Genomic DNA, 11,854 nt, shown 5'->3' on the forward strand with positions numbered 1-11,854 from the left:
TCTTATCTTAATAGAATTTGTTTAAGATTATTCAATCGGCCTTGGAGGCTGAAATCCATCATTTTGCTTGCCATAATGATTGAAATGCCACCTAATAGCGAGGGATCGACCTCTTCGTGGATTTCAATTTCGTGCTGCGAGTACTTTTCTAGTTCCTGCTTGACATCAGCGCGTAATGTTTCACTTAGGGGCCACGGGGAAATAACTGTTACTTCGACAATTCCAAGACGCTGAGCTACCATATGGTGGAACTCCTCAGTGATCTCTGGTAGGAAGTGAAGTTTACGTTTCTCTAGGAGGAGGAGCATTAACCTTAGCAAGGTGGGGCTGACACTACTTTCAAAAGTACCTTTAATAATATCGGCCCTTTTCTCATGCTCTATTTGCGGGTTGTCCAGCAGCTTAAGCATTCCAGGGGTATGATTTAATATCCCGCTGATATCCTCCAGTTCTTGCTGGTATTGGCGCAAGTTATTGCCTTCAGAATCTGACTTTAACAATGCTTTGGCATATTGTATGGCAGATTGGCGGTCTTTCATTTAAGTTCAACCTCATCCATTAACTTACTTACAAGCTTCTCGTTTTCGGCTTGGTTCAGTTTTGTGTGGGCTAGCTTTTCAAAAATAGCGGTTGAGGTGTTGATGATTTCATTTTTCAGCTCTATCCTAGCCTTCACCAGCTCACGCTGCACTTCTTCGTGGGCTTTTTTAAGGATCTCTTTAGCATTATTTTGAGCATCGTGCTGAATATCATCCGCAATTTCCCGCCCCTGCTTGACGGCTTCTTGGATTATGACGCGTCCTTCTTCTTTGATGTTCAGGATTTTATTCTCATAAAGTTGAGCAAGTTCGTTCACTTCGAGTTTTTGCTCTTCAATGAGAACGAAGGATTTTCTAATTTTCTCCGTCCTGTCATCCAAGATTTTAAGCAGCGGTTTCCATGCGAATCTCTTAAGTACGTATAGCATCAAGATAAACGCAATGATTTGGGTGATGATATGCTCGATTGAAAAGCTCATAGCTTAGTAAACTACCCCATTTTTCCGAGTGAGATAAAGAAGACGATCAAAGCATAGATTGTTAAAGCTTCGATCAGAGCAGCACCGATGATCATGCTTGTCATGATTTTACCGGAGGCTTCAGGCTGACGTCCGATAGCTTCCATCGCACTACCTACAGCGCGACCCAGGCCGATGCCGGAACCAAAGGCAGCTAAACCAATGGCAAGCGGTGCGGAGATTGCTAGAGCAGTAGGCACGTCAATAACAGCGAGGATCGAGGTCAGCTTTATCATAGCAATGGCTATAGAGATGTTCATAAAAAACTTACTCCTTACAGGTTAATCAATGTTTTTCTCCAGCGGGAGAAGATAAAAGAATATAAACGGTGCTAAGCAGAGTAAATACAAGGGCTTGCATTGTACTTGTCAGCAGGGCAAAAAGCATAAAAGGGGTTTGTAAAGGAATTCCCAGGCGAATTTCTCCGAAAGCAATCAGTCCCACGCTAAATAACGCGATAGCGCTGATGAGGATGTGTTCTCCCATAATATTTCCGAATAGTCGCAAAGCCAGAGTTGCAGGGCGTGAGATCTGTGTGATCAGCTCAATTGGCAGCATGAGAGGAACCAAAAGCCAGCCTACAAAATCTTTAGGTTCTCCGGCCATATGGTAGAAAAAACCACCCAAACCCATATTTTTGATATTTAAATATTGGACCCGCATAAAGACACAGATAGCCATGCCAAGGGTTACACTTAGGCTGGTGGAAGGGGACTTCATGAAAGGGATCAAACCAAATAGGTTCATACTTAATATATATATAAAAAGCGTGCCTAGAAACGGAAGGTGTTCATCCCCTTTAGGTCCGAGAACATCGTGAATCAATTTGCGCAGCTTCTCAACGACTAGTTCTAAGAAATTCTGCAGTCCTCTAGGGATCATTTTGTGGTTGCGTATACCCAAATGAAAAGTTAGGGCAACCACGCTTGCGACGAGGAGCGAGAAGAAAATATCCTCCCAATAAAACAAGTAGTGGAGGACAGGTTCGCCTTCGAAATAGTGGTTAAGCAGCTCGATGAAATTAGGTAGTTCAGGCACATTATTTACTGCTAACGGGATAAACTGTCGTACGATCTCCCACATGCTTAAGTCCTTTCCTGTAGCGAGTAGCTGATTCCCAAGAGAACAGTCGTCAATAATAATAAGGTCAAGCCGGCCATGAATGCTATGACAGCCTGTTCTTCGCTTTTAAGTAAAAAGTATCCTGCACCGTAGAGTAAAGGGAATTTTAATACCAAGAGCAGAGACACCTTTATATAATTTTTTGACAGATTGCTCAAGAGGTTTTCCACTAAACATTTGATTAAGAAAAGATTGACCGAGCCCCAAAGCGCCCCTGCAAAAAAGACTAAGGAGTAGCTAAAGTCAAATACATAAACAATAAAAAAAGAGGCTAGAAGTGCGAGAATGAGTGTTGTTCCGATGACGGAGTATATCAGTTTATTCATCGTTACTAGTCTTCTTAATAATCATATATAGCTCACGAAAACCTGCAAAAAAACCTAAGGCAAGAAAAATATAAGTGAAAATCGCCCCTGTTCCCAAGTAGCCGTCTAGCCAGTCTCCGAAAAAATATCCGATGATAAGTGGGGCTACTAGAACAAAGGGTGTTGCCAGGATACTCCAGGACTTTTTCTTTTCCTCAAAGCGTACTTTTTTCTTGCCATTCTGATCTTCTTCCAAAATCTACTCCCCAAATTTTTGACTAGGTTAGCAGAAAGATGAATAATCCTATTTAAATTTTATTCTATCTACAATAAATAACCTCTAAAAACACGTGAAAGGGCGTTTAATGTTGAAGTGCAAAAGATGGGAAATCCTGAATAGATCAGTGTACAAATATTTTAATTATTTTAGTGTATTTATATATTAATTAAAAACTGGTGTTATATAATTGTTTTTAAGGAGAAGTAATTTTTAACCCTGCTGTTATTTGAATTAACTTTATACACAAATAAACTCGAGGTTGAAAATGCCTAAAAAAACTAAAAAAGCAACAAAGACAGTCAAAAAATCCCTGACCAAAACAACCACAAAAAGCGTTCCAGCTTCACGTAAATAATCATCAGGGACAAAAATAAAGACATAAACCTTCAGTTTATGTCTTTATTTCTTCTTCAAATCCTAGTATAGGATGCAATTCCGTGGATTAAATCGTTTTATTTTTCATGAACTTTCTGGTGGAGGGTCGTTTTGACGTTTGATTTTAGATTTTAGAAGTTTTGAGACCCTTGAGGCTAGATTAGAAAATATGGACTTTTGCTGGACATCAGAGGAGTCAATTTTACTTCTCGAAGCCTTATGCATAACTACAGTCTCAGCAGATTCGTTTTTTATGTTATTGAAAGTCGAAGCATCGATTTTCGCCATTTCAATACAATTACTGAGCATCCTTAATCCGCGATCGCTAAACACTTCAACTATCTTTTGATCGGCTAAATTTTTGTCACCGATCAAAAAGTAGATTTTACTAACTATTGTAAAATTAATATTATTTAATTGATTAGAATTACTTGCAGTTTCCAATGCCTTTAGAAGAAGCTCTGTTTTTGATTCGTCATTCCATTTATTTATAAACTTTAGAGTGTCAGCACTTAATACCTCTGACGAATTAGCACCCTCAGCACCTATCTGAGCGGGATCACCAAACGTTGGTACATAGGCCATATAACCCTCCATGGTTTCATTTGTATTATACGTTAATTTTTGTTTTTAATTGTACCATTGTTATTTTTCTTACTTTTGAGGTAAATTATTTCTCCTAGGAACAAAGTAAAATATATGGATAAGGGAAAATGAGTCTAGCGATGGCAAGTTTAATAAGATCATTAGGTTCCTTCTTAGATCTAGATTAAATAGAATACAGGTTGAACCACAGGCTGTTAGAAATCCTATAACACCAATGGACAAACTGATTAATGATATGTTGTCAATAGAACCCGCCGGCAGACCTACAATGAAAGAAGTTAAAGAGAGGTTGGTAGCAATTTTGAAAGAACAATTTAGCCCCCTTGGCCAATATTTTAACACTTACCAAGTGGACTAAAGTTCTTTTTCCAATCAGCTCAACGGACAGACCGGGTTTCAAACACTTTAAAAATTCCAGCTACAGCCAACCCGGCAATAAAGCCGCCCACGTGCGCCATATAGGCTACGCCACCTGTGTCTGCCGAAGTAGATGAAGTGGAGAAACCGCTGATAAACTGGAGGAAAAACCAAAAGCCGATCACTACCAATGCCGGAAGATCCGTAATATATTGACCGATAAGAATTTTTACTCGCTCCCTAGGGAAAAATAGTATGTAGGCTCCTAAAACACCTGCAATAGCACCTGAAGCTCCTACATTGGGTACATTAGATTCCGGATTGAACACCAACTGTGAAAACGTAGCAGCTATACCGCTCAATAGATAGAAGAAGATATATTTACCCTTGCCAAACCTATCCTCTACATTATCACCAAAGATCCATAGGTAGATCATATTCCCAATTAGATGACCCCAGCCGGCATGCATGAACATGGCCGTAAAGATCGTAAGGAAATTCGCTGCGGGGTTAGCAAGAAAACGTGAAGGGATAAATGCCCATTCCTTAATGAAAGCCTCTCCGCCAGCCATTTCCAGTAAGAAGAATAGAATATTGATTGCAATTAAGGCATATGTAACTACAGGGATAGATTTTCTAGAACTATTGTCGTCGCCTAATGGAATCATTGTATCCTCTAAATGAATATGTTAGATCTTTTCATGCACACAGCGCGGCATAACTTTTAATAGCCAAGCGATCAATCTCCAACGCTTGGTAATATAGGCGTGGCGTTTTTTGTGACGTATAGCATTAAATATTTGAGCTGCAGCTTTCTTGGGACTGGCTATCCAAAAATGTCCTTCACCTTTCATCATGGCAGTATGGACCGCTCCGGGTTGGATATCCGTTACAGTGATCTGGGGTTGCTCACGTGCAGCCCTCTTTTGCAGCCCTTCAAGATAATTGGACATAAAGGCTTTAGATGCATTGTAAGCTGGAGCAAGTGCGTTCCCACGCAATGCGCCTATCGAAGAAATACCCACCAAATGACCGTGGCCCTGTTTTGTAAAATAACGGTAGGCAAGATTTGCTAAGGCGCAAAATCCGTAGACGTTGACGTCTATCGTGTCTTTTTCATGTTGCCATTCTAAGTGAGGATTTAGAAAACCGATGCCGGCATTGATGATAAACAGGTCAACGCCACCCAGCTCAAGGATAATAGACTCTATGGCATTGCGTGTTTCCGGGATTAGGCTTACATCCACAGGCCTGACATGCGTCTTGGTGGGGATCTCTTCTTGTAATTTCAAGAGATGACCGTGGCGACGGGCGACAAGACCTATCTCATAGCCATCCTCAGCAAGTATTTTAGCTAACTCATAACCGATTCCGGAGGAGGCTCCGACAATAATTGCACGTTTCATTTTGCCACTTGGGGGGACATTTAGTCCATATAAGCAAAATTACAGGTTTATGAACAGCCTTTTACATGTTTTAGGTAGATGAGAAGTAGGGGAGTAAGCGGATGTAACCGCTACTCCCTGGGAGGGATTTGATTTTACGATTGAAAAATCATGTGTAAGCTTGAGCTGTGCCAACAGCATTCGCATAAGCATCTATAGCTCTGCGAATCGGCAGAATGGCTTTATTCAAGATACTAGCTGTAAAATGATATACAGGCATGACAATGTGTCTAAGAGGCCACTTTAAAAAATCGATCAGTTTTGCGTATTTTTCGATCCACCATTTTTCATTAGCAAAAGTTTCATGCGAGCGGACTTGGTACTGTCGCATTGGTTCAGGTAGGGTCTCAAAACTTTCGGCATCACCCATTTCTTTGAATGTCTTAATGACAGCTTCTGCACTAAAGGCAACTTCCATAAAGCCTTTGTTTAAACCACGTCTTAGGATCAGGCCTGAGCTGGCATCGCCTACCAACAAAACAGCTTTATTTAGGTATATTTTTGCTATTTCAGTGCAGCGGTAAATTGAAAGAGGTATTGTTGTCACTTGAGGAGATTTTGTTTCAGCAACGTTATTTGCATGGCAAATGTCTTTGGTGCGTTCGATCTGCTTGTTTATTTTATCAAGAAATTCCCTTACTGTTTCATTCTCTTTAGCTCTTTCTTCAAGCTCAGTCATAGTCCAAGGTTTAGCGGGGGATCCTTTCACAACTTCGCCTTGCGCGTTCTTTACAACAAAGTTATTGTGAATTACTTCATCTACAAGAATCAAGTCAGTGACTGGAACGCGATTGGATTCATCCGGTTTACCGATGGATTCATTTATGATTTCCCCCATTTCAGAAGCATTTAAGCTCATTTTTATCTTACCTGGTCTTCTAGTTGAAGAGGGGTAGATTTCATGCTTCACTTCCACTGCATAGGAATAAGTTTCCTCATCTGCAAGCATTTCTTCGTCATTACCCATGACTACTTTCCTTACAGTACTATGCTTGCCGTCAGCTCCGATGATGACTTTTGCTTTACTGAGTGCAGGTCTCAAATCAGAAAGTTCAGGTGACAACTGATCTGTAGGTGTATTGGCGTCAAAAATCTGCGGAAGGTTTGTAGAAGTAATTTTGTAAGGATTCCCAATAAATACATGCACTCCGATATCTTTTGCTTTTACTGTCAGGGTGGATTGAATGACATTGGTCCGGACAGATGCGTGACTGCTCCAATCGGAAACAGTTTTTTTCAAAAATTCGAGTGCAAGAACATCCGAAGATGTCTCTTCTAAAGCTAGGGCTTTGTCAATAACCTCAATAATACGTTTCACGGAGTCATATGCAATCGATAAGCCGTAATCACGCGTGATTGAACTCCGACCTTCTAAAATACAGATATTTAACTTTGGGTTTAAAGCTTTAAGTAAGCAGCCTTCCATAAGACCGTTAGGTCCTGCACCAATAATTGCTACATCGTAACTTTTGAGAGTTTCAATACTCATGTTAATTCCAATTAATTATTAATAACTTAAAAACAGTAATTAATTTTGTGATAAATGTAAATGTAAAATTAAGAAAGTAGATACTTCAATAAAGTTGTAGTCGATTGGTATATAAAGGGATTCTATTGGAGTCTGCTCAGAATTCGGATTATAAAGCACGTTAAGGGTTTTGTCATTTCTACATCACCCTAAAAAAGTTCCCATTTTTTTCTATTTTTGCAACTCCCTCAAGTTCTTTCAAATCATGGGGGTAAATCTTTACCCGAGCTCGCCCTTTGGCTTTAGCAGTAACTTAATAATATCTTAATATAAATTATATAGAATAAAATTTTTACTGTGGTAGTAAATAAGGATTAATTGATGATTGTTTCGGCTATAAATAATTTCAATCATTTTATATTTGGAATCGCTAAATGTCTTGCAAATTTCTGCTGTAAAATTAAATGTGCTAGCTTAGCTATTTTCCAATCTTTCTGTTTTCAACCAAAAAATCTTAACTTAGAAAATCGAAAAGTTGTTCCTGAAGAAAAGCTTAACTACGATGAGCTTCTTCCTATTATTACTGATACGGCTCTTACTGTCTTGGATAGAGAGAAAGGGGCATGGGCTGCTGTAGCCAAAGCTCTTTGTGCTATGGAGCTCCCAAAAGACTTTTTTGAGCAATCCCTCTATTCTCCCTTACAAGCTGCCGTGTTACTGCAAGATTTAGAATTATGCAAAAGAATGGTAGAACTTGAGTTTTCCATTAACTCTCCAGAAAAGACATGTAAACATCCTCCCTTAGCTATAGCTCTAGGAAAAGTTGCAGAGGAAATAGAAAATGATTTGGAGAAAAGAAAATGGAAGCTATTTTATCATCACACTGAAAAGCAAGAAAATGCATTTAATAAAAAATGGGCAAGAAATTGGAACTATCATAAAGGCTCGGAAGAAATTGCATTATATCTAATCGAAAAGGAAGCCGAATTATCTTACCACACATCTAAAGGCTTCACATATCTTCATCTTGCAATCGGTCATGGATATGAAAAAGTTTGCAGATTATTGCTAGAGAAGAGCGTAGATGTAAATAAAGGTGGCCTTGTCTATTACCAGCGCGAAACACCTCTACAGTGGGCTACCCAGCATGGAAATATTGCAATAACCAGACTATTATTAGAGAATGGAGCTTCATATCCAGCTATCAATTTTAATAATCGCAATTATAATCCTTTTTATATTGCGCTAAAGAAAGTTAATGAAGAGTTGATTCAAGTATTTTTAGATCATGGAGAACAATTAGATCAAGAAATAGACTGGATTGGCGATAAAAGTTCTCTTTTGGATGGTGTTAATGAACCGCAATTATATAAACTAGCTCTAAAACTTGGAATCAAACTTGAACGTAAATTCGGAATATATGAACGTACTTACCTTCATTTGGCAGCAGAAAGCAAGCATGCAAATGAACTAATTCCAATACTCCTTCAAAAAGGAGCTAATGCGCGTGTTCTAGATAATGAGGGATATACACCACTGGCGCGTTTTCAAATAAAGAATGATCTTAAAACGCATGCAGATTTGGAGAAAGCGGATAAAGGCCTTACTTCATTGATGTGTAATTTACGTTTATTAGGTTTACGCTATTCATTCAAAGGAGCAGCTTTTGAAGGAATTTTAGACCCTATCACTTATGCTGAAGCAGCAAATTCTTTGGAAAATCATTTGAAAAATCAGGATAGCTTACCTCCCTTTTTCAATTCCCTTCCTAGAATTATTCGAAATTCATCTGAAGTTAAAGCAGACGATATCCTTTCACAAATTGAACATAATGGAATAGTTTCAATTGCAAGTGGTTGGGATGGCATTTTTTCGGGGAATCATGCAACTGCCATTGTTTTAACAAAGCATTTTTTAATAAAATGCAATCGCGGAGATCATTGCGGTAAAGAATCTGGAGTGACTACCTATAAAATTAAAAATCCTTCAAATCTTTCTGAAGTTGTAAGTCTACTTACATCTAGTAAAGATGTGTTTGACAAAGATTGTAAGTTAAAGACGAAAGATGCGCAAATAGAATTTTTTAATAAGGGAATTAATGATCTTTTAGATTTAGAGAAGTTTTTCTATATTCCTCAAAAATGTCAAACAGTTGGAAACTGTGCTTGGTATGCAGCAAGAATGGCTGTACAGGGGTGTGTGATAGCTCATCACTTGCAAGAGAATCCTTCTATATCCATTGAAGAAGTTAAAAAATTGACCAATCCATTTTTCTCATCTTGGAAAGAAAGTGATTATTTAGGTTCCTTGGAGATCCTTGAGAAAATAGAAAACGAACCTATAATAAATGAATTTATAGATATAGAAAAAATTTATGATGAACTCTTTATATTGAATTTGCATAAGAAGAAGATATTAAAAAAACTTTGCCAATTGCGTCCAAGACTCCGCGAATGGATAAACAATCCAGATCCTAAGCTGATGAGCTATGGCTATAGCCATGCAAATGCAAGAATCATTAAATTGTTTTTCGATCGAGGAGTAAAACCAGATTTGAATGCTTTTCTATACTGTTATGACGCAAAAGTTGCTGAATTGAATTGTGATTACTTTATCAAGCAAGGGATTAAAGCTAGTATTCCAGATGAGTCAGGATGGACACCACTTCATATCTTTTGTATACAATGCCTTGCATTACCTGAAATATTTGTGCCATTAATTATGAAACTCATTGAAGCGTGGAAAAGAGAATGTGAATTGACAGGTGATTTACAGCCTTTAAAAGAGGCTTTAAACATTGTTGAAAAAGAAGCTTCAACGGCTGCTAAACATGGATTGACTCCCTTACAGTACTTAACTGAATATAGTGAAGATTTAGCTCCAGTTAGTGCCTTAGTAGACCTGATGAAAAAATATGGCGCGACCGTCCCCGATAAATCATAGTCATACTTCGTTAGCAGCTGAAATTGGAGAAATGAGAAGAAAAGACATTCCACAATATCCCCCTGTTGTAGTTAGGGAAGCTGTTATTAACGCTCTTTTACATACGGATTACTCAATCAAAGGAGCTTCAATTCAAATAGCAATTTTTGAAGATCGTATAGAAATAACAAATTCGGGCTGTTTACCCTTTGGGTTAAGTTTTGAAGCGGCTCTTTCTGGCATTTCCCAGTTGCGTAACCGTGTAATTGGTCGCGTATTTAGAGAATTAAACTTGATTGAACAGTGGGGATCTGGACTTGGACGTATGATAAACATTTGTGAGCAACAAGGGATATCTCCTCCCAAATTTGAAGAATTAGGTAATTTTTTTCGTACTACTTTGTATCAAGGTATTAACACATTTGTTGTGATTGAAGAATGGCAAAAGCAAATCATAGCATATTTAAAAACTCACAAAGAAATATTGCCCAAGAAAGCACAGGAGCTATGGGGTGTCACTTCAAGAAAGACAAGCTCAAGATTGAAAAAAATGCGTGAACGAGGAATGCTCGTTGAAATTTCTACAGGCCCCTTCGATCCTCAAAAAAAATTCAGTCTAAGAACATAAAAATTATAATCTCAGTACAACTCAAGGTATTTATGAAATGTATAATGATAATGACCACGGCCGTTTTGCTATTTTCAAATGCTTTAAACGCTCATATTCAGAGAGATTTATCCGTTATGGACAAGTTAAAAGCGTTAGAATCAAATATTGAAGAGCGTGTGGGAGTTTTTGCTATCAATACGGCAAATGATTGCACTATCGAGTATCGTGCTAAGGAAGTCTTCCCAACTGGGTGTACATCAAAAGTGATCGGCGTTTCAGCTGTTTTAAAAAAAAGTATGTCAGATCCTTCTCTTCTCTTAACGAATATTAAGTATTCAGAAGAGGAATTAAACGAATGGAGTCCGGTAACTAGAAAATATGTTACTACTGGAATGACAATTCAGGATTTGTGCGCAGCATCAATTAGCTTTTCCGACAATACATCAATGAATCTTCTTTTAAAAATAATTGATGGCGTTCAAGGAATGAATGACTTTGCTCAATCTATTGGAGATTTATCCTTTAGACAGGATAATGACTGGCCAGCAGAAGCTTTTTCTGGAGGAGTTAATAATTTAAAAGACTCATCAACTCCTAAATCCATGGTTGAAAGCCTTCGTAAATTAACAATCGGTGAGATTTTAGATAAACCTCAAAGAGATCTGCTCATTACTTGGCTAATCAATACACAAACAGGCGCTTCCAGAATTAGATCCGCTATCCCTAATAACTGGGTAGTAGGTAACAAAACAGGGACAGGAGCTGTTTATGGCTCAACAAACGATCTAGCGATTGTGTGGCCTCCAAATCATGCTCCAATTCTAATTGGTATTTATTACACAAGTAATAATGAACATGCGAAAAAAAGAGAAGATATAGTTGCGAATGCAACCAGAATTTTAATCGAAGAATTTGTTAATGATGATAAAACACTGGTTCATTATAAGAAGATGCTTAAATAAAAAGAATTTGTCTTAGCCAAACATAGAAAATAACATAGAAATGCGTTCTATAGAATTTTTTCTATGTTGAGTTGGAAGGTAGATGTGAGAAAAGAAAAAACGATTATTAATGGTGGACGCCCTCAAAAAGACATTCAACCAGAAATGGTAGAAAAACTGGCTAGCATTGGCTGTACTGGCGACGAAATAGCAACTGTTTTGGGTTGTTGTCGTGATACTCTGTATGCCAGGTTTTCCGACAGCCTTAAAAAAGGGCAAACCAAGCGAAAGTTGCATTAAGACGCATGCAGTGGCAATCAGCAAGTTCTGGCAATGTTGCCATGCAAATATGGCTTGGAAAAAATA

Annotated in this window: 15 protein-coding genes; 5 read left to right on the forward strand and 10 right to left on the reverse strand. The window is 38.2% G+C overall.

Going from position 1 to position 11,854, the window contains the following annotated elements:
• Positions 1 to 2 precede the first annotated feature (2 nt).
• The 7 genes from atpH to WC222_05560 form a co-directional block, all read right to left on the reverse strand.
• The gene (gene atpH, locus WC222_05530) at positions 3 to 539 is read right to left on the reverse strand and encodes an ATP synthase F1 subunit delta (GenBank protein MFA6915838.1); all 537 of its coding nucleotides are present in this window, start codon (positions 537 to 539) and stop codon (positions 3 to 5) included.
• The gene (gene atpF, locus WC222_05535; GenBank protein MFA6915839.1) at positions 536 to 1,018 is read right to left on the reverse strand and encodes a F0F1 ATP synthase subunit B; all 483 of its coding nucleotides are present in this window, start codon (positions 1,016 to 1,018) and stop codon (positions 536 to 538) included. Before atpF ends, atpH begins: the two co-directional genes overlap by 4 nt.
• An 11-nt stretch (positions 1,019 to 1,029) precedes the next feature.
• Positions 1,030 to 1,257 (reverse strand): ATP synthase F0 subunit C, encoded by a 228-nt coding sequence (gene atpE, locus WC222_05540; protein MFA6915840.1) that lies wholly within the window; start codon positions 1,255 to 1,257, stop codon positions 1,030 to 1,032.
• A gap of 85 nt (positions 1,258 to 1,342) precedes the next feature.
• The gene (gene atpB / locus WC222_05545; protein MFA6915841.1) at positions 1,343 to 2,140 is read right to left on the reverse strand and encodes a F0F1 ATP synthase subunit A; all 798 of its coding nucleotides are present in this window, start codon (positions 2,138 to 2,140) and stop codon (positions 1,343 to 1,345) included.
• 2 nt (positions 2,141 to 2,142) lie between these two features.
• Positions 2,143 to 2,505 (reverse strand): hypothetical protein, encoded by a 363-nt coding sequence (locus tag WC222_05550; GenBank protein MFA6915842.1) that lies wholly within the window; start codon positions 2,503 to 2,505, stop codon positions 2,143 to 2,145.
• The gene (locus WC222_05555; GenBank protein MFA6915843.1) at positions 2,498 to 2,740 is read right to left on the reverse strand and encodes an AtpZ/AtpI family protein; all 243 of its coding nucleotides are present in this window, start codon (positions 2,738 to 2,740) and stop codon (positions 2,498 to 2,500) included. Before WC222_05555 ends, WC222_05550 begins: the two co-directional genes overlap by 8 nt.
• A 483-nt stretch (positions 2,741 to 3,223) precedes the next feature.
• Positions 3,224 to 3,724 (reverse strand): hypothetical protein, encoded by a 501-nt coding sequence (locus tag WC222_05560; protein MFA6915844.1) that lies wholly within the window; start codon positions 3,722 to 3,724, stop codon positions 3,224 to 3,226.
• Positions 3,725 to 3,959: 235 nt separating this feature from the next.
• Here WC222_05560 and WC222_05565 point away from each other — a divergent pair, with 235 nt between their 5' ends.
• On the forward strand, positions 3,960 to 4,103 hold the full coding sequence (locus tag WC222_05565; GenBank protein ID MFA6915845.1) for a hypothetical protein: 144 nt from the start codon (positions 3,960 to 3,962) through the stop codon (positions 4,101 to 4,103).
• A gap of 19 nt (positions 4,104 to 4,122) precedes the next feature.
• Here WC222_05565 and WC222_05570 read toward each other — a convergent pair whose 3' ends face one another.
• From WC222_05570 to WC222_05580, 3 genes are all read right to left on the reverse strand, one after another.
• Entirely contained in the window at positions 4,123 to 4,770 is a 648-nt protein-coding gene (locus WC222_05570; GenBank protein ID MFA6915846.1) for a rhomboid family intramembrane serine protease, read from the reverse strand.
• A 21-nt stretch (positions 4,771 to 4,791) separates the two neighbouring features.
• The gene (locus WC222_05575) at positions 4,792 to 5,508 is read right to left on the reverse strand and encodes an SDR family NAD(P)-dependent oxidoreductase (protein MFA6915847.1); all 717 of its coding nucleotides are present in this window, start codon (positions 5,506 to 5,508) and stop codon (positions 4,792 to 4,794) included.
• Positions 5,509 to 5,656: 148 nt separating this feature from the next.
• A complete protein-coding gene (locus WC222_05580; GenBank protein MFA6915848.1) occupies positions 5,657 to 7,036 on the reverse strand; it encodes a hypothetical protein in 1,380 nt (459 codons plus the stop codon).
• Between the two features lie 360 nt (positions 7,037 to 7,396).
• Here WC222_05580 and WC222_05585 point away from each other — a divergent pair, with 360 nt between their 5' ends.
• From WC222_05585 to WC222_05600, 4 genes are all read left to right on the forward strand, one after another.
• Complete coding sequence (locus WC222_05585) at positions 7,397 to 9,958, forward strand: ankyrin repeat domain-containing protein (protein ID MFA6915849.1); 2,562 nt, start codon at positions 7,397 to 7,399, stop codon at positions 9,956 to 9,958.
• Between the two features lie 31 nt (positions 9,959 to 9,989).
• A complete protein-coding gene (locus WC222_05590) occupies positions 9,990 to 10,565 on the forward strand; it encodes an ATP-binding protein (GenBank protein ID MFA6915850.1) in 576 nt (191 codons plus the stop codon).
• A gap of 50 nt (positions 10,566 to 10,615) precedes the next feature.
• The gene (bla, locus tag WC222_05595) at positions 10,616 to 11,509 is read left to right on the forward strand and encodes a class A beta-lactamase (protein ID MFA6915851.1); all 894 of its coding nucleotides are present in this window, start codon (positions 10,616 to 10,618) and stop codon (positions 11,507 to 11,509) included.
• A gap of 63 nt (positions 11,510 to 11,572) precedes the next feature.
• Entirely contained in the window at positions 11,573 to 11,788 is a 216-nt protein-coding gene (locus WC222_05600) for a hypothetical protein (protein ID MFA6915852.1), read from the forward strand.
• Positions 11,789 to 11,854: the final 66 nt, after the last annotated feature.

The sequence above is a fragment of the Parachlamydiales bacterium genome (genome assembly GCA_041671045.1).
In the GTDB taxonomy this organism is placed as follows: Bacteria; Chlamydiota; Chlamydiia; order Chlamydiales; family JABDDJ01; genus JABDDJ01.

Coding starts and splice junctions, on each gene's coding strand:
- atpH (MFA6915838.1), bottom strand. CDS start 539: ATGAAAGACCGCCAATCTGCCATACAATATGCCAAAGCATTGTTAAAG.
- atpF (MFA6915839.1), bottom strand. CDS start 1,018: ATGAGCTTTTCAATCGAGCATATCATCACCCAAATCATTGCGTTTATC.
- atpB (MFA6915841.1), bottom strand. CDS start 2,140: ATGTGGGAGATCGTACGACAGTTTATCCCGTTAGCAGTAAATAATGTG.
- WC222_05550 (MFA6915842.1), bottom strand. CDS start 2,505: ATGAATAAACTGATATACTCCGTCATCGGAACAACACTCATTCTCGCA.
- WC222_05560 (MFA6915844.1), bottom strand. CDS start 3,724: ATGGCCTATGTACCAACGTTTGGTGATCCCGCTCAGATAGGTGCTGAG.
- WC222_05565 (MFA6915845.1), top strand. CDS start 3,960: ATGGACAAACTGATTAATGATATGTTGTCAATAGAACCCGCCGGCAGA.
- WC222_05570 (MFA6915846.1), bottom strand. CDS start 4,770: ATGATTCCATTAGGCGACGACAATAGTTCTAGAAAATCTATCCCTGTA.
- WC222_05575 (MFA6915847.1), bottom strand. CDS start 5,508: ATGAAACGTGCAATTATTGTCGGAGCCTCCTCCGGAATCGGTTATGAG.
- WC222_05580 (MFA6915848.1), bottom strand. CDS start 7,036: ATGAGTATTGAAACTCTCAAAAGTTACGATGTAGCAATTATTGGTGCA.
- WC222_05585 (MFA6915849.1), top strand. CDS start 7,397: ATGATTGTTTCGGCTATAAATAATTTCAATCATTTTATATTTGGAATC.
- WC222_05590 (MFA6915850.1), top strand. CDS start 9,990: ATGAGAAGAAAAGACATTCCACAATATCCCCCTGTTGTAGTTAGGGAA.
- bla (MFA6915851.1), top strand. CDS start 10,616: ATGACCACGGCCGTTTTGCTATTTTCAAATGCTTTAAACGCTCATATT.
- WC222_05600 (MFA6915852.1), top strand. CDS start 11,573: ATGTTGAGTTGGAAGGTAGATGTGAGAAAAGAAAAAACGATTATTAAT.